The 21,414-nt window shown below is 59.6% G+C and carries 20 protein-coding genes; 6 read left to right on the top strand and 14 right to left on the bottom strand.

The genetic code is table 11. The features are described 5' to 3' along the window. Positions 1-450 precede the first annotated feature (450 nt). Entirely contained in the window at positions 451-666 is a 216-nt protein-coding gene (gene rpsU / locus ACEN8E_RS26970; protein WP_002551877.1) for a 30S ribosomal protein S21, read from the bottom strand. Positions 667-865: 199 nt separating this feature from the next. Between rpsU and tsaD the strand changes: the two genes are divergently transcribed. Beyond that, complete coding sequence (tsaD, locus tag ACEN8E_RS26965) at positions 866-1,891, top strand: tRNA (adenosine(37)-N6)-threonylcarbamoyltransferase complex transferase subunit TsaD (RefSeq protein ID WP_495590492.1); 1,026 nt, start codon at positions 866-868, stop codon at positions 1,889-1,891. Positions 1,892-1,914: 23 nt separating this feature from the next. On the opposite strand, the gene plsY is transcribed toward tsaD, so the two are convergent. After that, positions 1,915-2,484 carry a glycerol-3-phosphate 1-O-acyltransferase PlsY gene (gene plsY / locus ACEN8E_RS26960; RefSeq protein ID WP_007993197.1) on the bottom strand — a complete coding sequence of 190 codons (570 nt, stop codon included), beginning with the start codon at positions 2,482-2,484 and terminating at the stop codon, positions 1,915-1,917. Between the two features lie 74 nt (positions 2,485-2,558). Here plsY and folB point away from each other — a divergent pair, with 74 nt between their 5' ends. Then, positions 2,559-2,915, top strand: coding sequence for a dihydroneopterin aldolase (folB, locus tag ACEN8E_RS26955; RefSeq protein ID WP_495590491.1), 357 nt, complete (start codon positions 2,559-2,561; stop codon positions 2,913-2,915). Then, positions 2,906-3,430, top strand: a complete 525-nt coding sequence (gene folK, locus ACEN8E_RS26950) for a 2-amino-4-hydroxy-6-hydroxymethyldihydropteridine diphosphokinase (protein WP_495590490.1) — start codon at positions 2,906-2,908, stop codon at positions 3,428-3,430. The genes folB and folK overlap by 10 nt, the downstream gene beginning before the upstream one ends. 77 nt (positions 3,431-3,507) lie before the next feature. On the opposite strand, the gene ACEN8E_RS26945 is transcribed toward folK, so the two are convergent. The 11 genes from ACEN8E_RS26945 to ACEN8E_RS26895 form a co-directional block, all read right to left on the bottom strand. Continuing rightward, positions 3,508-4,737: a multifunctional CCA addition/repair protein gene (locus ACEN8E_RS26945; protein WP_495590489.1), complete on the bottom strand. Its 1,230-nt coding sequence runs from the start codon at positions 4,735-4,737 to the stop codon at positions 3,508-3,510. Positions 4,738-4,800: 63 nt separating this feature from the next. Next, a complete protein-coding gene (locus ACEN8E_RS26940; protein WP_495590488.1) occupies positions 4,801-6,363 on the bottom strand; it encodes a SpoVR family protein in 1,563 nt (520 codons plus the stop codon). Next, positions 6,360-7,631 (bottom strand): YeaH/YhbH family protein, encoded by a 1,272-nt coding sequence (locus tag ACEN8E_RS26935; protein WP_413424160.1) that lies wholly within the window; start codon positions 7,629-7,631, stop codon positions 6,360-6,362. The genes ACEN8E_RS26940 and ACEN8E_RS26935 overlap by 4 nt, the downstream gene beginning before the upstream one ends. A gap of 205 nt (positions 7,632-7,836) precedes the next feature. Continuing rightward, a complete protein-coding gene (locus ACEN8E_RS26930) occupies positions 7,837-9,759 on the bottom strand; it encodes a PrkA family serine protein kinase (protein ID WP_008051612.1) in 1,923 nt (640 codons plus the stop codon). Positions 9,760-10,056: 297 nt separating this feature from the next. Then, the gene (gene glpE / locus ACEN8E_RS26925) at positions 10,057-10,386 is read right to left on the bottom strand and encodes a thiosulfate sulfurtransferase GlpE (protein ID WP_495590487.1); all 330 of its coding nucleotides are present in this window, start codon (positions 10,384-10,386) and stop codon (positions 10,057-10,059) included. Between the two features lie 33 nt (positions 10,387-10,419). Then, positions 10,420-11,301: a symmetrical bis(5'-nucleosyl)-tetraphosphatase gene (locus ACEN8E_RS26920; RefSeq protein ID WP_495590486.1), complete on the bottom strand. Its 882-nt coding sequence runs from the start codon at positions 11,299-11,301 to the stop codon at positions 10,420-10,422. Beyond that, positions 11,301-11,681: a Co2+/Mg2+ efflux facilitator ApaG/CorD gene (apaG, locus tag ACEN8E_RS26915; protein WP_322615073.1), complete on the bottom strand. Its 381-nt coding sequence runs from the start codon at positions 11,679-11,681 to the stop codon at positions 11,301-11,303. The genes ACEN8E_RS26920 and apaG overlap by 1 nt, the downstream gene beginning before the upstream one ends. A gap of 115 nt (positions 11,682-11,796) precedes the next feature. Then, positions 11,797-12,615, bottom strand: coding sequence for a 16S rRNA (adenine(1518)-N(6)/adenine(1519)-N(6))-dimethyltransferase RsmA (rsmA, locus tag ACEN8E_RS26910; RefSeq protein ID WP_310056440.1), 819 nt, complete (start codon positions 12,613-12,615; stop codon positions 11,797-11,799). Further along, entirely contained in the window at positions 12,612-13,601 is a 990-nt protein-coding gene (gene pdxA, locus ACEN8E_RS26905) for a 4-hydroxythreonine-4-phosphate dehydrogenase PdxA (RefSeq protein ID WP_495590485.1), read from the bottom strand. The genes rsmA and pdxA overlap by 4 nt, the downstream gene beginning before the upstream one ends. Then, a complete protein-coding gene (gene surA / locus ACEN8E_RS26900) occupies positions 13,598-14,914 on the bottom strand; it encodes a peptidylprolyl isomerase SurA (RefSeq protein WP_495590484.1) in 1,317 nt (438 codons plus the stop codon). Before surA ends, pdxA begins: the two co-directional genes overlap by 4 nt. Then, complete coding sequence (locus tag ACEN8E_RS26895) at positions 14,895-17,693, bottom strand: LPS-assembly protein LptD (RefSeq protein WP_495590483.1); 2,799 nt, start codon at positions 17,691-17,693, stop codon at positions 14,895-14,897. The genes surA and ACEN8E_RS26895 overlap by 20 nt, the downstream gene beginning before the upstream one ends. Before the next feature lie 130 nt (positions 17,694-17,823). On the opposite strand from ACEN8E_RS26895, the gene ACEN8E_RS26890 reads away from it, so the two are divergent. The 3 genes from ACEN8E_RS26890 to ACEN8E_RS26880 are packed head-to-tail and all read left to right on the top strand — an operon-like array spanning position 17,824 to position 20,280. Next, positions 17,824-18,843 carry an aminoglycoside phosphotransferase family protein gene (locus ACEN8E_RS26890; RefSeq protein WP_495590482.1) on the top strand — a complete coding sequence of 340 codons (1,020 nt, stop codon included), beginning with the start codon at positions 17,824-17,826 and terminating at the stop codon, positions 18,841-18,843. Next, entirely contained in the window at positions 18,840-19,511 is a 672-nt protein-coding gene (gene murU / locus ACEN8E_RS26885; RefSeq protein ID WP_495590481.1) for an N-acetylmuramate alpha-1-phosphate uridylyltransferase MurU, read from the top strand. The genes ACEN8E_RS26890 and murU overlap by 4 nt, the downstream gene beginning before the upstream one ends. A gap of 1 nt (position 19,512) precedes the next feature. Next, entirely contained in the window at positions 19,513-20,280 is a 768-nt protein-coding gene (locus ACEN8E_RS26880) for a TerB family tellurite resistance protein (RefSeq protein ID WP_495590480.1), read from the top strand. Between the two features lie 124 nt (positions 20,281-20,404). On the opposite strand, the gene ACEN8E_RS26875 is transcribed toward ACEN8E_RS26880, so the two are convergent. Then, positions 20,405-21,394: an alpha/beta hydrolase family protein gene (locus tag ACEN8E_RS26875; protein WP_495590479.1), complete on the bottom strand. Its 990-nt coding sequence runs from the start codon at positions 21,392-21,394 to the stop codon at positions 20,405-20,407. Positions 21,395-21,414 lie beyond the last annotated feature (20 nt).

Raw genomic sequence — 21,414 nt, 5'->3', positions numbered from 1 at the left:
CCGATACGTACGGCGACCGAACGCGGTCATTGTTTGAGGCACGCAAAGTGTGCGGCTCGACCAGTGTCGTCTGCGTAATCGCTGTCGGGAAGTGTATCTGCCGAAAATCCACTGACGTTAATGCCAATCAGTATTCGACGGTTTGAATGTGTTGCGCTGAATCCGCTGCGGCCAATCATCGGCCTCGGATAGCTCATCATCTGGCACGCAAGCAGGTGCCTTGGGCTGATCGTCGTGAGAGGAATCAGTGGGTGTGCTCGTCAGTAGCCTTGAAAGGCTCGTCAGAAAAGACGTGCACCGCTGGCAAAAGAGCCAGGTCTGACGCGGTGAAGCAGGTTTGTCTCGGTCGCGTCTGCGGCTTTGACAGTGAAGCATCAAGCGTTTTCCGCAAATGCCATAAGCCCGGCTGAGGGCCGGGCTTGGCAGAAGCTTGCTACGATCGTCTGTGTATTAGTACAGACGAACGGCGCGGCGCTGTTCGCGCTGAACTTTCTTGGCGTGACGCTTGACAGCGGCTGCTGCCTTGCGCTTACGCTCAGAAGTTGGCTTCTCGTAAAATTCGCGGCTACGAACTTCAGCCAGTACACCGGCTTTTTCGCAGGAGCGCTTGAAACGACGCAGAGCTACGTCGAAGGGTTCGTTCTCTTTTACTTTGACGGCTGGCATCCAGAGCTACCTTCATTCATTACCGGGGTCAACATCCTCGCGGCAAAAGAGCACTTGAAGACGTCGGTTTTTAAGGGTTGCGGATGTTAACCCCTCAACGCTCGGAATGCAAAGCCTCTGATCGAAAACCGCTGGTCGGGGCATCACGCGACGACTATTATGCGCGCCTTCGAATTCAGCCTAAACAAGGCGCAAACCCATGCTAGTACTGGGATTAGAAACCTCCTGCGACGAAACTGGTGTCGCATTATATGACAGTGAGCGCGGCCTGCTGGCCGACGCGTTGTTCAGTCAGATCGACCTGCACCGCGCCTATGGCGGTGTGGTGCCGGAGCTGGCTTCACGCGATCACGTCAAACGCATGCTGCCCTTGATCCGTCAGGTGTTGGCCGAGGCCGACTGCGTGCCGACGGAGATCGATGCGATCGCCTACACCGCGGGTCCTGGCCTGGTTGGCGCGTTGCTGGTAGGGGCTTCCTGTGCCCAGGCGCTGGCCTTTGCCTGGGGCATTCCGGCCCTTGGCGTGCATCACATGGAAGGCCACTTGCTGGCCCCGATGCTGGAGTCGCAACCGCCGGAATTTCCGTTCGTCGCTTTGTTGGTGTCGGGTGGCCATACGCAACTGGTTCAGGTCGACGGAATCGGTCGGTACACACTCTTGGGCGAGACCCTGGACGACGCTGCCGGCGAAGCCTTCGACAAGACGGCCAAGATGATGGGCCTCAATTATCCGGGCGGACCGGAGATTGCTCGCCTTGCGGAGCAGGGCGTTGCAGGACGATTCGTCTTCCCGCGTCCGATGTGCGACCGCCCGGGCCTGGATTTCAGCTTCAGTGGCCTGAAAACCTTTGCGTTGAACACCTGGCAGCAGTGCGTCAGCGCCGGGGACGACGGCGAGCAAGCCCGTTGCGACATCGCGCTGGCGTTCCAGCAGGCCGTGGTGGAGACTTTGACCATCAAGTGCAAGCGTGCCCTGAAAGCCGCCGGCATGAAGCGCCTGGTGATCGCAGGAGGCGTCAGTGCCAACAAGGCGTTGCGCACTTCTCTGGAGAAAATGCTCGGCGACATGAAGGGCGATGTGTTCTATGCCCGTCCGCAGTTCTGCACCGATAATGGCGCGATGATCGCCTTTGCCGGCTGCCAGCGCTTGCAGGTCGGTCAGCAGGAAAGCCTGGCGATCAGCGTGCAGGCACGTTGGCCGATGGAGCAATTGTCGGCGTTGTGATGAGCGGCGCTCATTCCCGGCAACTAAAAATGCCGTTCGCGCCCGGCAAACAGGTCGCGTAGATTGCCGCGATGACGCCAGACGATCAGCCCGGTGAGTGTGCTCATGGGCAGCAGGGCGGCCGGTTCTTGCCAGGCCAGCAAAGGCAGGGTCAGTGGCGTGGCGATCAGGGCGGCCAGGGAGCTGGTGCGGGTCAGGTAGAACGTCAAGAGCCAGGCGCAGACCGCCAGAAGGGCTGCGGGCGGATACAGTCCCAGCAGCATGCCGGCAGCGGTGGCGACACCCTTGCCGCCGCGAAAGCGAAAATACAGCGGAAACAGATGGCCGATGACGGCATAAACGCCGATCCAGGCTTGTTCCTGCTGCGAAAGACCTGCAAGACGCGCAATCAGTACCGGCAGCAAGCCTTTGCAAAGGTCGCCGAGCAGGGTCAGGATGGCGAGTTTCTTGCCGGCCAGGCGCAACATGTTGGTGGCGCCGGCATTGCCCGAGCCACTCATTCGCGGATCGGGGTTACCGGTCAGGCGGCTGAGCAAAATGGCGAAGGACAGAGAGCCGAGCAGGTAGGCGAGGATCGCCAATAACCAAAACATGCTAACTATTCCGGGCGAGGAAGCCCTGATTCTAACGGCGCATTGCGCCCTTGTCGTGTAGCGGAGAGAAGTGCTTGGACAGAGTGTTTATCGAGGGCCTGGAAGTCGATACGGTGATTGGTGCCTACGACTGGGAGCGAGGCATCCGACAGTGCTTGCGTCTTGATCTGAGCTTCGCCTGGGATAATCGCCCGGCTGCGGCCGGTGATGACCTGACCCTGGCGCTCGACTATGCCAGTGTTTCCTCGCGCATCCAGGCATTTTCCGAGCAGGCGCAATTCCAGCTGGTCGAGACCTTTGCCGAGCGGCTTGTTGAAGCGTTGATGAGCGAATTCAAGATCACCTGGATGCGCCTGAAACTGACCAAGCCCGGCGCCATCCCGGCTGCCACCGGCGGTGTGGGCGTGGAGATCGAGCGCGGATGTCGCTGACTCAGGTATATCTCGGGCTCGGTAGCAATATCGAGCGTGAAACCCATTTGCGGGCGGGGCTCGATGCATTGGCGGCGTTCCTGGTCGATATCCGCTGTTCGGCGGTGTTCGAAAGCCAGCCGGTGGGTATCAAGAGCGGGCCGTTCTTCAATTTCGTGGTGTCGGCGTACACCGATCTGCCGCTCATGGAACTGGATCGCCGGTTGAAGTTCATTGAGGCCGATAACGGCCGATATGCACCGGATCGCCGAGGTTTGCCGCTGGATATCGACGTATTGTTGTTCGGTGATCTGGCGGGGAGCTTCGATGGCTTGATCCTGCCGCGGGCAGAAATTCTGAAAAATGCTTTTGTTCTGTGGCCGTTGTCGTTGATTGCTCCGGATCGCGTGCACCCGGGCGTAGGCAAAAGTTTTGCCACGTTGTGGGCAGAATCGCAGATCGATCAGGTGCTGGCACCGGTGGCTTTCGAGTGGCGCGGTGAGCAACTGACGCCTTCAAATTTGTTAAGACAGTGACGACGCCTTCGCGAGCAGGCTCGCTCCCACAAGTGTTGTGTTGAACCCTGTGGGAGCGAGCCTGCTCGCGAAGCTTTTCAGGGCAGCGCCGCTTCCTTGTAGGCCTTCAGCGCCTTCAGTCGCTCGCGCTTGATCGCCTCTCCCAGCTCCGGCCCCTTGAAGCCTTTCTCCAGCAGCGGCTGAGCCGCTACGCTGCGAGCGGCGGTTGCCGCGCCGCGCAAATAATCCGCCTGTGGATAACTTCTTTCTTCCAGCCCTTTGCGTCCACGCGCATCCATCTCGCATGCCGCGATGAACTCCTCGAACCGTTGTGGCCGACGGTAAACGTCGAAACTTTGCAGCAATTCCAGCAATGTCGATGGCTTCAGCTCAAGGGCGCGATGCCCGTGGGTGTGGTACTCGCCCACCAGCAGGGCCAGTTCCTGACAGTCTCTGGGTGCCTTGAAGCGTTCATTGACCGCTTTGATCAGTTTTAGGCCCTTGTACTCGTGTGCAATGTGTTGCGGCCATTCTTCCTCCGGCGTCAGGCCCTTGCCCAAGTCGTGCAGCAGGCAGGCCCAGCGCACGGTCAGTGGCTGCTTATGTATGGCGGCCTGCTGCAAAACGCTCAGGGTGTGTGTGCCTGTATCGATTTCCGGGTGGTGGGCTGGTGGTTGCGGTACGCCGAACAGCGCGTCGACCTCCGGCATCAGTACCTTGAGGGCGTCGCATGCACGCAAAACCTCAACAAACACCTGTGGCTGATCTTCCATCAGGGCGCGGGAAACTTCCTTCCAGCTGCGCTCCGGGGTCAGCGCCTCAAGCTCGCCTGACGCGCTGAGTTGACGCATCAGTTCCAGGGTTTCCGGGGCGACGGTAAAGCCCAGCGCGGCATACCGCGCCGCAAAGCGGGCAACGCGCAGGACCCTGAGCGGATCTTCGGCAAATGCCGGGGAAACATGGCGAAGCAGGCGCGCTTCGAGATCGCGCTGGCCGTGGTACGGGTCAGTCAGGTTCTGCTGATCGTCTTCGGCCATGGCGTTAATGGTCAGGTCGCGACGGATCAGGTCTTCTTCGAGGGTGACTTCAGGGCTGGCGTGAAAAGTGAACCCGCCGTAGCCGCGTCCGCTTTTGCGCTCGGTGCGGGCGAGGGCGTATTCCTCGCCGCTTTTGGGATGAAGAAACACCGGGAAATCCGCACCTACCGGGCGAAATCCCTTGGCGAGCATTTCTTCGGTAGTGGCGCCGACCACGACCCAGTCGGTATCGGTGACCGGTTTGCCCAGCAAGCGATCACGTACCGCGCCGCCGACTTTATAGATCCGCATAAAAAACCTCCGTTAGCTCGACAGGATAACCGTTGCGTCGGGCTTTCGGAGGCCGAAACAGTATCAAAGATGAATGACAGCCAGGTCCAGGCGGCCGTAATCGCCTTCGCTGTGCTCGCTTCTGGGTGGGACGTGATGGGTTTTCATCACCTGGTCTCCTTGCAGGGTCTCCAGATGAATGTCGAAGCCCCACAGACGGTGCAGATGCTTGAGCACTTCCTCGGTGGACTCCCCCAGCGGTTTGCGGTCGTGCTGCTGGTGACGAAGGGTCAGGGAGCGGTCACCACGCCGGTCGATGCTGTAGATCTGCACGTTGGGTTCGCGATTGCCCAGGTTGTACTGCGCCGCAAGGGTTTCCCGGATGATGCGGTAGCCACCTTCATCGTGAATGGCGGGCACCAGCAGGTCGTCCTTCTGGTCGTCATCGAGAATGCTGAACAGCTTCAGGTCGCGGATTACCTTGGGTGACAGGTACTGCAGGATGAAGCTCTCATCCTTGAAGCTGCTCATGGCGAACTTGATGGTCGACAGCCAGTCGGAGCCGGCTATTTCAGGGAACCAGCGGCGATCCTCTTCCGTAGGGTTCTCGCACATGCGACGGATGTCGCGGTACATGGCAAAACCCAGGGCGTAGGGATTGATGCCGCTGTAGTAGGGGCTATCGAATCCTGGCTGGAACACCACGCTGGTGTGGGACGTCAGGAACTCCATCATGAAGCCGTCGGTGACCAGGCCCTCGTCGTAAAGATCGTTCATCAGGGTGTAGTGCCAGAACGTGGCCCAGCCCTCGTTCATCACCTGGGTTTGACGCTGTGGATAAAAATACTGGGCGATCTTGCGCACGATACGGACGATTTCCCGCTGCCATGGCTCCAGCAGCGGCGCATGTTTTTCGATGAAGTACAGGATGTTTTCCTGGGGTTCGGCGGGGAAGCGTGCGCTGTCCTTGTCGCTGAACTTGTCCGCGCCCTTTGGAATGGTCCGCCACAGATCGTTGATCTGTTTCTGCAAATGCTCTTCCCGGTCCTTTTGCCGGCGGCGCTCTTCTTCCGCGGAGATCGGATAGGGCCGTTTGTAGCGGTCGACACCATAGTTCATCAGTGCATGGCAGGAGTCGAGCAAGTCCTCGACCGCGTCGATACCGTGGCGCTCTTCGCATTGCATGATGTACTGCTTGGCAAACACCAGGTAATCGATGATAGAGCTGGCGTCGGTCCAGGTGCGGAACAGGTAATTGCCTTTGAAAAAACTGTTGTGCCCGTAGCAGGCATGGGCCACCACCAACGCCTGCATGCAGATGGTGTTTTCTTCCATCAGGTAGGCGATGCATGGGTCGGAGTTGATCACGATCTCGTACGCCAGGCCCATCTGGCCGCGGGTGTATGATTTTTCCGTACTGAGGAAATGTTTGCCATAGGACCAATGGTGATAACCCAGTGGCATCCCGACGGAGGCGTAGGCGTCCATCATCTGTTCGGCGGTGATCACTTCAATCTGGTTAGGGTATGTATCGAGGGCGTAACCGGCCGCAATACGACTGATTTCGCGGTCATACGCCTGGATCAGCTCGAACGTCCATTCGGAGCCGGTGGAAATGGGTTGGCGCTTCTGCTCTTTGGCGGTCATGTCACTAACCTGCGCTGGAAGAGTTCACGGAAGACCGGATAGATATCACCGGCCGAGACCAGTTGCTGCTGGGCAAACGTATCGGAAAAGGCTTCGGCGATGCGCTCGTATTCGAACCACAGGGCCTGGTGTTCGCGAGGGGTGATCTCAACGTAAGTGTAGTACTGCACGAATGGCATGATCTGGTTGATCAGGATGTCGCGGCAGATCGGAGAGTCGTCGTTCCAGTTGTCGCCGTCGGAGGCCTGGGCGGCGTAGATGTTCCACTCGTTGCTCGGATAACGCTCGGCCATGATCTCCTGCATCAGTTTCAAGGCGCTGGAGACGATGGTGCCGCCGGTTTCCCGGGAGTAGAAAAACTCTTCTTCATCCACTTCACGGGCGCTGGTGTGATGGCGGATGAACACGACGTCGATCTTTTCGTAGTTACGCTTGAGGAACAGGTACAGCAGGATAAAGAAGCGCTTGGCGATGTCCTTGGTCGCCTGGGTCATCGAGCCGGACACGTCCATCAGGCAGAACATCACGGCCTTGGAGCTGGGGTTCGGTTGCTTGATGAGCAAGTTGTACTTGAGGTCGAATGTGTCAAGAAACGGTACGCGGTGAATGCGTGCGCTGAGCTTTTCGATTTCAGCTTCTATTTCCTGAATATCGCCGAAGTTGTCGGGTTCTTCCTGCTTGAGTCGCAGAAGTTCTTCCTTGGCTTCGCGCAGTTTTGCCCGGCTGCTGCCGGACAGGGCGATACGCCGGGCGTGGGCTGAACGCAGGGTGCGAATGATGTTGATCCGCGACGGGTTGCCCTCGTTGCTGATCCCGGCACGTACGGTCTTGAAGGTATCGGTGCCGGTCAGGTTGCGCTTGACCAGGTTTGGCAGTTCGAGGTCCTCGAACATGAACTCGAGGAACTCTTCCTGGGTGATCTGGAAGACAAATTCGTCCATCCCTTCACCGGAATTGCCCGCCTTGCCAGGGCCTCGACCGCCACCGCCTCCCGGTGGGCGCGCGATATGTTCGCCGCTGGTGAATTCCTTGTTGCCCGGGTGCACGATGGTCTGCTTGCCACCGCGACCATGGTGAAGGACCGGTTCGTCGATGTCGCGGCCGGGAATACTGATTTGTTCGCCGTGTTCCATATCGGTAATGGAGCGCCGGCTGACCGCCTCTTCGACAGCCTTTTTAATGTGATCACGGTAGCGCCGCAGAAACCGCTGGCGGTTCACCGTGCTCTTGTTCTTGCCATTGAGACGTCGGTCGATCACATAGCTCATGACTGCTCCTTAGAAGCTGTCCTGAAAGGGGCGAGCGGTGATACAGCATCGAATCGAGAACCGAGGGATAACTGAACGCTCCCCCAAGCGCCTTGGATGCTGCCTGAACTCGCTACCGACTTTCGAACACCTTCCAGAGGCCTGTGTAACAGAAAATGCGTACACAGGTCTCTGGCTGACGACAACCGGTCTGACCGGCAGCGGGTTATTGTGATTTTCTGACCCGCAGGTACCACTCGGACAGCAGTCGTACCTGTTTGTCGGTGTAGCCCCGCTCGACCATTCGTGTGACGAAGTCGTTGTGTTTTTGTTGATCCTCCTTGCTGGCCTTGGCATTGAAGCTGATGACCGGTAGCAGGTCCTCGGTGTTGGAGAACATTTTCTTCTCGATGACCACCCGCAGTTTTTCGTAGCTGAGCCAGGTCGGGTTCTTGCCATTGTTGTTGGCCCGGGCACGCAGGACGAAGTTGACGATTTCGTTGCGGAAATCCTTCGGATTGCTGATGCCGGCCGGTTTTTCGATTTTCTCCAGCTCTTCGTTCAGGGCTACGCGGTTGAGGATTTCGCCGGTTTCCGGGTCACGGTATTCCTGGTCCTGGATCCAGAAGTCGGCGTACAGCACATAACGATCGAAGATGTTTTGGCCGTACTCGCTGTAGGACTCGAGGTAGGCGGTCTGGATCTCCTTGCCGATGAATTCGATATAACGCGGTGCCAGGTACTCCTTGAGGAAGCGCAGGTAGCGTTCGCGGGTTTCCGCCTGGAACTGTTCCTGTTCGATCTGTTGTTCCAGTACGTAGAGCAGATGCACCGGGTTGGCGGCGATTTCGTGCGGATCGAAGTTGAAGACCTTCGACAGGATCTTGAACGCGAAACGGGTCGATAGACCGTTCATGCCTTCGTCGACTCCGGCATTGTCGCGGTATTCCTGGATCGACTTGGCTTTCGGATCGGTGTCCTTGAGGTTCTCGCCGTCATACACGCGCATCTTCGAGTAGATGTTGGAGTTTTCCGGCTCCTTGAGACGCGAGAGCACGGTGAACTGGGCCAGCATCTTCAGGGTGTCGGGCGCGCAATGGGCCTTGGCCAGCGAGCTGTTGAACAAGAGCTTGTCGTAGATTTTCACTTCGTCGCTGACCCGCAGGCAGTAAGGCACTTTGACGATGTAGATCCGGTCGATGAAGGCTTCGTTGTTCTTGTTGTTGCGGAAGGTATGCCATTCCGATTCGTTGGAGTGGGCCAGCAGGATCCCGGTAAACGGAATCGCCCCCAAGCCTTCGGTACTGTTGTAGTTGCCCTCCTGAGTGGCCGTCAGCAATGGGTGCAGCACCTTGATCGGCGCCTTGAACATTTCGACGAATTCCATCAGGCCCTGGTTGGACCGGCACAGTGCGCCCGAATAGCTGTAGGCGTCGGCGTCGTTTTGCGGGAACTCTTCCAGTTTGCGGATATCGACCTTGCCCACCAGCGCCGAGATGTCCTGGTTGTTTTCGTCGCCAGGTTCGGTCTTGGCCACGGCGATCTGGTTGAGGATCGACGGGTAGAGCTTCACCACGCGGAACTGACTGATGTCGCCACCGAACTCGGCCAGGCGCTTGGTCGCCCATGGCGACATGATGGTGTTGAGGTAGCGCCGTGGAATGCCGAAGTCTTCCTCGAGGATCGCTCCATCTTCAGTGGAGTTGAACAGACCCAGGGGCGACTCGAAAACCGGCGAACCCTTGATTGCATAGAAGGGCACTTTTTCCATCAGTTGCTTGAGCTTTTCGGCCAGGGACGACTTACCGCCACCGACAGGGCCGAGCAGGTACAGGATCTGTTTCTTCTCTTCCAGGCCCTGAGCGGCATGGCGGAAATACGACACGATCTGGTCGATGCATTCTTCCATCCCGTGGAAGTCTTCAAAGGCCGGATAACGGCGGATCACCTTGTTGGAGAAGATGCGTGACAGTCTCGAGTTGGTCGAGGTGTCGAGCAGTTCCGGCTCGCCGATGGCCAGCAGAAGACGCTCGGCGGCGGAAACGTAGGCGCTGCGGTCTTTTTTGCACAGCTCAAGATACTCCTGCAGAGAGAGTTCTTCCTGGCGTGTGGACTCGAAGCGTTGTTGGAAGTGGCTAAAGATACTCATGACGTCACCTCGCTCGATACGTGGAGCCGACGCCGGATCACTCAGTCGATGCTGGCAGCAACCGAACAGGCGATTGCTGTTTACCCCCCAGAACTCTCCCGGAGCAGACTACTCCGAAAGCTACTCCCGATGACCCGTGCGCCGGTGTACCGGCTCTCCCCTGTTTTGGATGGCCTGGGCTTAAGGATAGTTGGGAATTCGGGAGGTAAAGGTGAGATACGTAATTAGTTGTGGCAGACCGTTCGTCTGCCACCGCGCTAGCCCGCGGCAGCCGGGGCCTGCAAGGTTACAAAAAAATTATTCGGAGGAACCTTGCGCCGTTTCCGCAGGGTAGGTCGTACGCCACAACTCGAATCCGCCATCCATGCTGTAGACGTCGGAGAAGCCCTGGCTGATCAGGTAGGCGGCCGCACCCTGGCTGGAGTTGCCGTGGTAGCAGACCACTACGGTCGGTGCATCGAGGTCGGCACCCTGGATGAAAGCGTGCAGGGAATGATTGTCCAGATGCTTCGAGCCTGCGATGTGCAGGGCGGCAAATGTGGCCGGGTCGCGGACGTCGACCACCACTGCGCCTTGTTCGCGCAGGGCCTGGGCCTGTTCCGGGGGGATACGTTTGAATTCGCTCATGGCGGGCTCCTGTGGCACGGCAGAATGGGCAGTCTAGCGCGGAGCGCTGGCTGGCGATGTTTGGGGAATGGATGAGGCGACTGGCGGCATGGCATGGCCGTGTTCGTCGCATTTGCAGGACAGGCGCTCAAGGCTGTCGACGTTCATCAGGGTCAGGGCGCCGCCCCAGACGCAACCGGTGTCGAGGGCCGAGATACCCGGTTCGTCGCACTTGCCTTCCAGTGCTGCCCAGTGACCGAAGAGGATTTTCACATCCTTGGTCTTGCGTTCCTTGTGCTGGAACCAGGGCTTGTAGCCTGGTGGTGCGGTATCGAGGCCTTCCTTGCTCTTGAGGTCAAGCTTGCCTTCGGCGGTGCAAAAACGCATGCGGGTGAAATAGTTGGTGATCACCCGCAGGCGCGTGACGCCTTTGAGGTCGTTGTCCCATTTCGCCGGATCGTTGCCGTACATGCCATCGAGGTAGGGCGGCAACAGGTTGTCGTCGCGCAAGGCCGTCTCGACTTCGGCGGCGCACTTCAAGGCCTTGCGCAGCGACCACTGGGGTGGAATGCCGGCATGGACCAGTGCAACGTTGCGTTGTTCGTCGTAGTGCATGAGCTTTTGCTGGCGCAGCCATTCAAGCAGTTCGGCGCTATCCGGCGCTTCGATGATCTCGCGCAGGGTATCGGCCTTCTTCAGGCGTTCGATGTTGCGTCCGGCCGCCAGCAGGTGCAAGTCGTGGTTACCAAGCACGCAAACCAGCGATTCGCGGATGCTATAGAGAAAGCGCAGGGTTTCCAGAGACTGCGGGCCGCGGTTGACCAGGTCGCCCACCAGCCACAGACGGTCCCGTTGTGGATCGAACGCCACTTGTTTGAGCAGGCATTGCAGGGCTTCAAGACAGCCTTGCAGGTCACCGACCGCGTACGTTGCCATCAGTGCAGGGCTCCGGGCACCGCCAGGCGGAAGGGCGCGATGATGGCATCGAAATGTTTGCCGTCGTCGGAAAGCATCTGATAGGTGCCTTGCATGGTGCCGACCTTGGTGGTCATGACCGTGCCGCTGCTGTAGGTGTGGCTCTTGCCGGGGTCGATCAGCGGCTGCTGGCCTACCACGCCTGCGCCGCGCACTTCTTCGACATGCCCGTCACCATCGGTGATGACCCAGTGCCGTGAAAGCAGTTTGGCCGGTATCAGGCCATTGTTCTGCACGGTGATGGTGTAGGCGAAGGCAAAGCGGTCGTGCTCGGGTTGCGATTGTTCTGCCAGATAGCGGGTGACGACGCTGACGTCGACCTGATAACGAGGATCGGACATGCAAAGGGCCTTAAAAACGAAGCGGAACGCGGGGCGTAGCTGATGGAGTTCAGTCTAGGCCAAGTATCGGGTAGTAGACCAGAGTGGCGTCCTACCCGATAGCGCTCATCGCTTGTCAGTCAGCGGCGGGCTTTTGTGCTGCCTGCTCGCTGAGCTTGTCGGCCAGGCGCACGAAGGCGGCCAGGTCGAGTTGCTCGGGACGTAGGCTGCCATCAACGCCGGCGGCTTCGATTTCGGCGTTGCTCAGCAGCAGCTTGAGGGTGTTGCGCAGGGTTTTGCGGCGCTGGTTGAACGCTTCGCGCACGACGCGCTCCAGCAGGCGGTGATCCTTGGCCGGGTGCGGCAGTACCGCGTGAGGCACCAGGCGCACGATGGCCGAGTCGACTTTCGGCGGCGGGTTGAACGCGCCCGGGCCGACGTTGAACAGGTGCTCGACCCGGCAGTGGTACTGAACCATGATCGACAGGCGGCCCCAGTCACCACCACCCGGACCGGCAGCCAGGCGCTCGACCACTTCCTTTTGCAGCATGAAATGCATGTCGCGGATCAGGTGCGAGTTGTGCAAGAGGTGAAAAATCAGTGGCGTGGAGATGTTGTATGGCAGGTTGCCGACCACTCGCAGGCTGCCTGGCGCTGCATTCAGGCTGTTGAAGTCGAACTTCAGTGCATCGCCCTGATGCAGGTTGAAGTTGCTCTTGCCGGCAAACTGCTGGTTGAGGATCGGGATCAGGTCCTTGTCCAGTTCCACAACGTCGAGTTGTGCACCGCTGCTGAGCAGGCCTTGGGTCAGTGCGCCCTGGCCCGGGCCGATTTCCAGCAGGCGGTCTTCTGCCTTGGCATGAATGGAGCGCAGGATGCGGTCGATAACGCCGGCATCGTGCAGGAAGTTCTGGCCAAAGCGTTTGCGCGCCTTGTGCTGGTATTGCTCGGTCATAAACGGGTCTCGGCCATCTGGTAGGCGGTTTCCAGGGCGACTTGCAGGCTGCCGGTGTCGATCTTGCCACTGCCGGCCAGGTCCAGGGCAGTGCCGTGGTCGACCGAAGTGCGGATGATCGGCAAGCCGAGGGTCACGTTGACTGCCGCGCCGAAGCCTTTGTACTTCAGCACGGGCAGGCCCTGGTCGTGGTACATCGCCAGCACCGCATCGCAGTGCTCCAGATATTTGGGGGTAAACAGAGTGTCGGCGGGCAGGGGGCCTCGAAGGTCCATGCCCTCGCCGCGCAAGCGCTCTAATGTAGGTTCGATGATATCGATTTCTTCATGGCCCAGGTGTCCGCCTTCGCCGGCGTGGGGGTTGAGCCCACAGACCAGGATGCGTGGCCGGGCGATGCCGAATTTGTTTTGCAGGTCGGCGTGCAGGATTCGCGTGACGCGCTCCAGGCGCTCCGGAGTGATTGCATCGGCAATCTCGCGAAGGGGCAGGTGGGTGGTCACCAGTGCTACGCGCAAACCGCGCGTGGCCAGCATCATCACCACTTGGGCGGTGTGGGTCAGGTCGGCGAGGAATTCCGTGTGCCCGGAGAAGGCGATACCCGATTCGTTGATCACGCCTTTGTGCACCGGCGCGGTGATCATGCCGGCAAAGTCCCCGCTCAGGCAGCCCTGGCCAGCCCGGGTCAGGGTTTCCAGAACGAAGGCAGCGTTGGCCTTGTCCAGTTGTCCGGCGACGACCTTGGCATTGAGTGGTGTATCCCAGACATACAGGCTGTTGGCTGGCGCGGGTGCATCCGGCCAGTTGTCCGGCGTGACCGGCAGCAAGTCGACAGCCACGCCCAGTTGCACGGCCCGCTCAATGAGCAGGTCGCGGCTGGTAATGGCAATCAGGGGGTGGGGCTGGGCTTGCGAGGCGAGCAGCAGGCACAGGTCGGGACCTATGCCGGCTGGTTCACCGGGTGTCAGCGCAAAACGTTGCGGTTTCACTGCGCTGCCTGGTCGGCGCCAGGGAGTTTGATTTCCACGTACGCTTCGTCACGGATCTGACGCAGCCAGGTTTGCAGCTCTTCGTCGTATTTGCGGTTACGCAAAACGGTCATTGCTTGCTGCTCGCGAGCCTGTGTGGTGCTGTCAGTGGCGCGACGACCCAGGACTTCCAGGACGTGCCAGCCGTATTGAGTCTGGAACGGCCTGGACAGTTGACCTTGCGGGGTCTTGGCCATCACTGCGCGGAACTCGGGCACCAGCGCGTTCGGGTCGATCCAGTTCAGGTCGCCGCCGTTGAGGGCAGAACCCGGGTCTTCCGAGTAGCTTTTCGCCAGCTCGCCGAAGTCTTCGCCAGCCTCGATACGGCTGTAGAGCGACTGGGCCAGAGCCTTGGTTTTCGCTTCGTCGCGGATCGGGCTTGGTTTGACCAGGATGTGGCGCACATGCACTTCATCGCGCATCTGGGTTTCGCCGCCACGCTTGTCGAGGATCTTCAGGATGATGAAGCCACCCGGTGTGCGCATTGGCTGGGTGACATCACCCACCGGCATGGTGCTCAGCAGGCGATCGAACGGAGGCGGCAATTGAGCGGCTTTACGCCAGCCCATGTCACCACCTTCCAGAGCGGTTTCGCTGGCGGACTTGGCGATTGCCAGCTGACCGAAGTCAGCACCTTGCTTGAGCTGCTGGTAAACCGCATCGGCCTGTTTGGCTGCATTCTGAATCGCGTCGGAGTTGGCGCTTTCCGGCGTAGGAATCAGGATGTTGGCCAGGTGGAATTCTTCGGACAGCTGCATTTTGCCCAGGTCGGAGGCCAGGAAGTTCTTCACTTCCTGCTCGGAGACCTGAATGCGCTCGGCAACCCGACGCTGGCGTACACGGCTGATGACCATTTCGCGGCGAATCTGCTCACGTGCGTCGTCATAAGACAGGCCGTCGCGAGTCAGGGCGGCACGGAACTGCTCGACCGACATGTTGTTGCGCTGGGCAATGGTGCCAACCGCCTGGTTCAACTCTTCGTCGGTAATGCGGATGCCGGAACGATCGCCGATCTGCAATTGCAGGTTTTCGACGATCAGGCGCTCAAGTACCTGCTGCTCCAGCACGCTGGCCGGCGGTACGGCAGAACCACGTTTGGCAATGGTTTGCTGAACTTCACGAACGCGATGGTCCAGTTGGCTCTGCATGACCACGTCGTTGTCGACAATGGCCACCACTTTATCGATGGACTGCACGGCGGCACCGGCCGCCGTACTCAGGAACAGCGCGCCCAGCATCAGCGGGCGCAGATAATCAGAAAGCTTGGTCTTCACGTTCACGATAACCTTGAATGCCTTTGTCGAGGAAGCTCTCTGCCTTGGAGCCGGTGAGGCCGCCGAGTCCCTTCAGAACAATTTGGAGGAAGACGCCATGGTCGCCTTTTTCGTTTTGCGCAACGTCTTGACTGAATTCGTCATAGTTAACCCAGTAACGGTTGATCAGGCGCAGTTTCCAGCAGCAACTGTCGTACTCGAAGCCACCGAAGGCTTCCAGGGTGCGGCTGCGGTTGTAGTCATACTGCCAGCGGCTGATGGCGCTCCATTGCGGCACGATCGGCCAGATCACCGAGAAGTCGTGCTGTTTGATCTTGTAGTAGTCCTTCACGAAGCCAGGCTGGCCTTCAACACCCAAGTCTCCGCCACCCACGGTCCATTGACCAGTGTTCTGGTCGTAACGAACCTGGTCATTACGATAGCGATAGCCGGCGTTGATGACCTTGTTCGGATTGTCTTCAGGTTGGTAGTGGAACATCGCGCTGCCCGAGCGAGGGCTGCGGCTGTCCGGGTCCCAGTTATAGTCGGCCGTGGTGCGCCAATCGCGGTTCCAGCGATATTCGTACTCCAGCGCGTAGGGCGAAACGTTGGCCTGGGCATCTTTGCGGGTCTTGGCATCGATACCCGGCAGTTGAACTTCGCGGTCCTTGAAGTACAAGGCCTGGCCGACACTGATGCGTTGACGCTCGAAACCGCTGTCTTCGATCCAGCGGCTGGTCACGCCCAGCGACAGTTTGTTCTCGTCGCCGACACGGTCGGAGCCGGAGAAACGGTTGTCACGGAACAGCGACGCATAGTTGAAGGTGTATTCGCTGGTATCGAATACCGGGATATCTTCCTGGTCGACTTCAGGCACGTACAGGTAGAACAGGCGCGGCTCGAGGGTCTGGCGGTAGTTCTTGCCGAAATACTGGGTATTGCGATCGAAATACAGGCCGCTGTCGATGCTGGCGATCGGTACGCCGCGGTTCTGGTTGCTGTCGAACGTTCCGAGGAGTCTGTCCTGTTCGGCAGTCTGATTGTTGACAAAGGTCTTGCCGGTGCTATCCAGGTCCAGTTGGTACTGGGTGTACTGGTACTTGAGCGTTGGTGTCAGGTAACCGTAGGACGTGCTCATTGGCAGGCTCATGGCCGGCGCAAGGTTCAGACGGTCGCCAGTGGCGCGCGCCAGACCGACAACGTTGTTATCAAGACGTGGAGATATATTGCCGTCTTCGTCAGAGTAGTTGCCGTTTTTCAGGTCCCGGTCAAATCGAACGAGCTCTGTGCTGTACGTGAAATTCAAACCTTCCGGATGATAAGGCAGCATACCATCTAGGGTGAGCTGCGGCAGGCGATCGTACGGCGTGATGCTCGAGACGGTCGCCAGCTGGAAGGCCTGGGCATTGATGCGTGCGCTGTAGCTGTCGCCACGATAGGTGACGGAGCCTTGCTGGTTCACGAAGTCGTTGCTTTTCACGCCAATCTGGTCGGTCTGCAGATCCTGGAAGTAATAGGGATCGCTGATCTTGGTGTAGTCGACTTGCGTGAGTACACGTGAGTCGAGACCACCCTTGTGTTGCCAGTTGTACATGTAGCGGGTTTTTTCGGCGTCGGACTGCTTGTCGCGATCGTTGCTCTCGTCGTTGAGGTACGCCCCACCGAACTGGCCTTCGCTGGACTTGGTCAGGTAGCGGAATTCGCCTTCCATCAACAAGCCATGCTTTTCCATGTAGCGTGGGTACAACGTGGCGTCGTAGTTCGGCGCCAGGTTGAAGTAGTACGGGGTGACCAGCATGAAGCCGGTATCGCTGCCGGTGCCGATGCTCGGCGGCAGGAAGCCGGACTGGCGACGGTCATCGATCGGGAAATAGATGTACGGCGTGTACAGGACCGGAATGTCCCTGACCCGCAGCGTCACGTTGGTCGCCGTACCGAAGCCGGTGGCCGGGTTCAGGGTGATGTTGTTGCCCTTGAGCTGCCAGGCGTTGCTGTTCGGTTCGCACGTGGTGTACGTGCCATCCTTGAGGCGGATGATCGCGTTCTCGGCACGCTTGGCGTACAGCGCATTACCGCGGATGCGCGATTTGTGCATCACGTATTCGGCGTTGTCGACCTTGGCCTCGCCAGTGTCGAGCTGCACGTCGGCGTGGTCGCCGACGATCAGGGCGCCGTTGTCGCGGATGCGCACGTTGCCATTCAGGTCGCCACGGCTCTCGGCCTGGTACAGGTTGGCTTCGTCGGCTTCGACCTGCATGCTGCCCTGGCGCATGACAACGTCGCCGGCCAGGGTCGCAACCTGCTCATCCTGCTTATAGCGGGAGGCTTTTGCGCCGATAAAGGTAGGAGCGTCACTTTTATTCGTCTTGTCATTCATGCCAGGACGAATCGGTTCGACATAGGAACCAGAGCAATAAGGACCGGTTTCGGCCAATTGTGCGGCGGTGAGCTGATCGCGGGGAACCCAGTCGAGGTGGCTGTAGTCTGCGCTACGCGACTTCAGACCACGGCCTTCGGATTCGGTAACCAGCACCGGCTTGGCGCCGGTGTCTTCGCTGGAACCGTTCTCGGCCGGGGCTTCGCCAGTGGCGGAGACTGCGTTGCCCTCATGGACGGGACGCGGTGGCAATGCAGCCGCCGGCGTCTTTGGCGCGCAGTCCCAGGAACCCGAAGCAGAGACTGAGCAGTCAAACTGTTCCGCAGCGACCACGTAGGAAGTGGCAAGGGGTTGCAGTGCCAGCAAACTGCCGGTAACCAACAACGGAAATTTTTTACGAAACGCGGGGGATTTCAATGCCATCTTATTAGTCCGGGCTTCCTGCGTGCCATCTGCCCGCGGTGTGGGCCGCACGCCTCTCGATGGTCTGAAAAAGATGCTGGATAATAAAGCATGACCCGCTTGACGGCTAGCGCCGTCGGAGACCCTTGCAATGCCTGATCAAGATGTACGCTTGCAACACCTGAAAGTTTGGCTCGATGAACAATTGACGACGCTTTTTGCTGAGCAGGGTTGGGGCAACGTCCCCCCGGCCACGTTGACTGCGGCCAGTAGCGACGCGAGTTTCCGTCGGTATTTTCGCTGGGAAGGCGATGGCAAAAGTTTCATCGTGATGGACGCGCCGCCCCCCCAGGAAAACTGCAAACCCTTCGTGGATATTGCCTTTTTGCTGGCGAAATCCGGAATAAACGTGCCGAAAATTTATGCTGAAGACCTCGAGCGTGGTTTTCTTTTGCTCAATGACCTGGGCAACAAGACCTATCTGGACGTCATCGACAGCGAAAACGCCGACGATTTGTTCGAAGATGCCCTGCAAGCGTTGCTGGCTTTCCAGCAGTTGCCGATGGTTGCGCCGCTGCCGAGCTATGACGTGGCGTTGCTGCGTCGCGAACTGGAACTGTTCCCCGAGTGGTATGTGAAGCGCGAATTGGGCATCGAGTTCGACGCGGCCCAGCAAGTACTCTGGCAACAGGTCAGCGAACTGTTGATCGACAGCGCCCTGGCACAACCCAAAGTCCTGGTGCATCGCGACTACATGCCGCGCAACCTGATGCTCAGCGAGCCCAATCCCGGCGTGCTGGACTTCCAGGATGCGGTGTATGGCCCAGTGACCTACGACGTGACCTGCCTGTTCAAGGACGCCTTCCTCAGCTGGCCCGAGGAGCGTGTGCATGGCTGGCTTGAAGGCTACTGGCAGCGGGCGGGCGCCCTCGGTATTGCGGTTCAGCCAGAGTTCGAGGACTTCCTGCGTGCCAGCGACTTGATGGGTGTGCAGCGTCACCTGAAAGTCATCGGTATTTTCGCGCGCATCTGCCATCGCGACGGCAAGCCGCGTTATCTGGGCGATGTGCCGCGTTTCTTTGCCTATATAGATGCCGTGATCGCTCGCCGTCCCGAGCTGGCCGAGCTGGATGTGCTGCTGGCCAGTCTGCGCGCCGGAGTGACAGCATGAAGGCAATGATTCTGGCCGCGGGCAAAGGCGAGCGCATGCGCCCGCTGACCCTGACTACGCCCAAACCGCTGGTTCGTGCCGGCGGGGTACCGCTGATCGAGTATCACCTGCGAGCGCTGGCTGCCGCCGGGTTCACCGACATTGTGATCAATCACGCCTGGCTCGGTCAGCAGATCGAAGACTATCTGGGCGATGGTTCGCGCTATGGCGTGAGCATCCGGTACTCGGCGGAAGGTGAGCCCCTGGAAACCGGTGGTGGGATCTTCCGTGCGTTGCCATTGTTGGGGGATGAAGCATTTCTCGTGGTCAACGGCGATATCTGGACCGATTACGACTTCAGCGTGCTGCATCAACCCATCAACGGCCTGGCGCACCTGGTGCTGGCCAGCAACCCGCCACATCACCCGGCCGGGGACTTCTGCCTGGTCGAAACCCTGGTGCGCGACGGTCAACCGGAGGCCTCCACCCTGACCTATAGCGGCATCGCCGTGTTGCATCCGCAGCTTTTCGACGGTTGCACCGCGGGTGCCTTCAAGCTCGCGCCGCTGTTGCGCAAAGCCATGGCTGACGGTCAAGTGACCGGCGAGCGACTGAAAGGGCACTGGGTTGATGTCGGCACCCACGAGCGTCTGGCCGAAGTTGAATCATTGATAGAAGCGAGCCGCTGACATGCTGTGGCCAGGGACTCTGATTGGAGCCGGAGCAGGCTATGCCATAGCCAGCATTCCGGGGGCCTTGCTCGGCGCGTTGTTGGGGCAGGCGCTGGACCGGCGCTTGCACCTGCAAAGCTGGGGGCACTTGCGGGAAAAGCTGGGCGGTCGCCCGGTATTGCGTAACGATGAACTGCTGTTTGTCCTGTTGGGGCGGCTGGCCAAATGCGATGGCCAGGTGACGGCCGGGCACATCGATCAGGCACGAGCGGAAATGCGCGCGCTGGACATGTCCGAGCCGGCCCAACGTCGTGCGATTGCCGCGTTCAATCGCGGCAAGTCGGGCCGCGACCGGCTACGCGGTTATCTGCGTCGCCTGAGTGCCCAGCCCCATGCGGCGGAAGGTGTGTTGCGCGCCTGCTGGCGAATGGTGTGGGCCGATGGTCGTGCCGGCAGCAGTGAGCGTGAATTGATCGGCCAATGGGGCAAGTGGCTGGGCTGGATGCCTCATCAGGTGCAAGCGCTGGCTCACGACTATGAGCCGCAGAAGCGGCCATTGGCCAAGAGCGTGCCAAGTTATCAGGATGCGTTAAGACTTTTGGGGGTGTCGGCTACCACTGAGCCGGCGCAGATCAAGCGTGCTTACCGGCGCCTGCTCAGTCGCCATCATCCAGACAAGATTGCCGGCAGTGGCGCGACGGCGACGCAGGTTCGTGAGGCCACCGAGCGAACGCGTGAACTGCACAACGCGTATACGCTGATTCGGGAGCGGCGGGATTTTCGCTAGCAGCAAAGATTTGTGCCGTCTGTGATGTCCCCTTCGCGAGCAGGCTCGCTCCCGCATGGGATCTTCCAGCGCTGGAGATCTGATGTGGGAGCGAGCCTGCTCGCGAAGGGGGTGACGCGGTCTTTCAGTCTGTCGCAGCCTGCGGATTCAACCAGCCCCGCACCCGACGGAACAGTTGCTCCTGTTCAGCCTTGTTGTCGGGCAATGCCTTGAGCGCGACCTGGCTGAATGCCGATGACTTCAAGCGCTTGCTGCCTTGCAACCGTTCCAGTGCAGCGTCGCGGTCCGGCGCTTTGTCTTTGTAGTAAATATCGGCGGTCGGCAGTTTCAGGGTCGGGGTCAGTTCCGCCAGCTCCGGCTTCGCTGTCACCGGTGTCCGGGCTGCAACCATCACCAGTTTTTCGACTTGCGATGGCTGTTTCTCGCTCAGGTAGCGTGCGGCCCAATAAGCGCCGGTACCATGCCCCAACACCACGATGCTGCGGGCGCTCTGCTGTTCGGCGAAGGCGAGCGCGGCGTCGATCCGGGCGAAGATACGCTCGGCATCTGCCCTGGATTGTTCTTCGGTGGTTTCGGCGACGGCCTTGTCGGCCACGTCGGCCTCGCCACCGGCCACCTGTTCGATGGGGGCTGCGGTGGTCGAGTCTTTACTGCCGGTTTCGGGAGCCTTTGGAGCCGGCGCTGCTTCCACGACTCGTGGCGCAATGGCATCGCTTTGCAGGTCCGGCAAGGTGATACTCAGGCTGCTCCATTCGGCGTCCGGCAATTTGCGCCGCAAAGGACCGACCGCTTGCGGCCAGTCAACGCTTTCTCCGGCACCGGGGATGATAATCACCGCGCCTTTGGGGTCGGCGGTATTGGCCGGTTTCCACAAGGCCAGAAAGGTGTCGGTGCCCGCTTGCAGTTGTTGCTGTTCCTGAGCCGGGACTTTTCGCTCGAGTGCAGCAGCTTCTTCCTGACTACGCTCAGGCAGCGGCTGACGTTCGAGTGGCTTTTCTTCGATGGTTTTTTCTGCTGCGCCAGGCGCCGGGTCGGCTGCCTCGACGGAAAAAGCGCAAGGCAGGATCAGCGACAGGCACAATGCTGGCAGTGCCAGGCGGTAGACAGGGGGCATTGGATATTCCAGGCCAGAAG

The organism is Pseudomonas sp. Pseusp9 (assembly GCF_059491265.1).
Note: the sequence above shows the minus strand (reverse complement) of the source record. Positions and strands in the feature narration are given on the sequence as shown.

What these genes read in the sequence shown, in the direction of transcription:
- rpsU (WP_002551877.1), bottom strand. Translation starts at nt 666, where the DNA reads ATGCCAGCCGTCAAAGTAAAAGAGAACGAACCCTTCGACGTAGCTCTG.
- tsaD (WP_495590492.1), top strand. Translation starts at nt 866, where the DNA reads ATGCTAGTACTGGGATTAGAAACCTCCTGCGACGAAACTGGTGTCGCA.
- plsY (WP_007993197.1), bottom strand. Translation starts at nt 2,484, where the DNA reads ATGTTTTGGTTATTGGCGATCCTCGCCTACCTGCTCGGCTCTCTGTCC.
- folK (WP_495590490.1), top strand. Translation starts at nt 2,906, where the DNA reads ATGTCGCTGACTCAGGTATATCTCGGGCTCGGTAGCAATATCGAGCGT.
- ACEN8E_RS26945 (WP_495590489.1), bottom strand. Translation starts at nt 4,737, where the DNA reads ATGCGGATCTATAAAGTCGGCGGCGCGGTACGTGATCGCTTGCTGGGC.
- ACEN8E_RS26940 (WP_495590488.1), bottom strand. Translation starts at nt 6,363, where the DNA reads ATGACCGCCAAAGAGCAGAAGCGCCAACCCATTTCCACCGGCTCCGAA.
- ACEN8E_RS26935 (WP_413424160.1), bottom strand. Translation starts at nt 7,631, where the DNA reads ATGAGCTATGTGATCGACCGACGTCTCAATGGCAAGAACAAGAGCACG.
- ACEN8E_RS26930 (WP_008051612.1), bottom strand. Translation starts at nt 9,759, where the DNA reads ATGAGTATCTTTAGCCACTTCCAACAACGCTTCGAGTCCACACGCCAG.
- glpE (WP_495590487.1), bottom strand. Translation starts at nt 10,386, where the DNA reads ATGAGCGAATTCAAACGTATCCCCCCGGAACAGGCCCAGGCCCTGCGC.
- ACEN8E_RS26920 (WP_495590486.1), bottom strand. Translation starts at nt 11,301, where the DNA reads ATGGCAACGTACGCGGTCGGTGACCTGCAAGGCTGTCTTGAAGCCCTG.
- apaG (WP_322615073.1), bottom strand. Translation starts at nt 11,681, where the DNA reads ATGTCCGATCCTCGTTATCAGGTCGACGTCAGCGTCGTCACCCGCTAT.
- rsmA (WP_310056440.1), bottom strand. Translation starts at nt 12,615, where the DNA reads ATGACCGAGCAATACCAGCACAAGGCGCGCAAACGCTTTGGCCAGAAC.
- ACEN8E_RS26895 (WP_495590483.1), bottom strand. Translation starts at nt 17,693, where the DNA reads ATGGCATTGAAATCCCCCGCGTTTCGTAAAAAATTTCCGTTGTTGGTT.
- ACEN8E_RS26890 (WP_495590482.1), top strand. Translation starts at nt 17,824, where the DNA reads ATGCCTGATCAAGATGTACGCTTGCAACACCTGAAAGTTTGGCTCGAT.
- murU (WP_495590481.1), top strand. Translation starts at nt 18,840, where the DNA reads ATGAAGGCAATGATTCTGGCCGCGGGCAAAGGCGAGCGCATGCGCCCG.
- ACEN8E_RS26880 (WP_495590480.1), top strand. Translation starts at nt 19,513, where the DNA reads ATGCTGTGGCCAGGGACTCTGATTGGAGCCGGAGCAGGCTATGCCATA.
- ACEN8E_RS26875 (WP_495590479.1), bottom strand. Translation starts at nt 21,394, where the DNA reads ATGCCCCCTGTCTACCGCCTGGCACTGCCAGCATTGTGCCTGTCGCTG.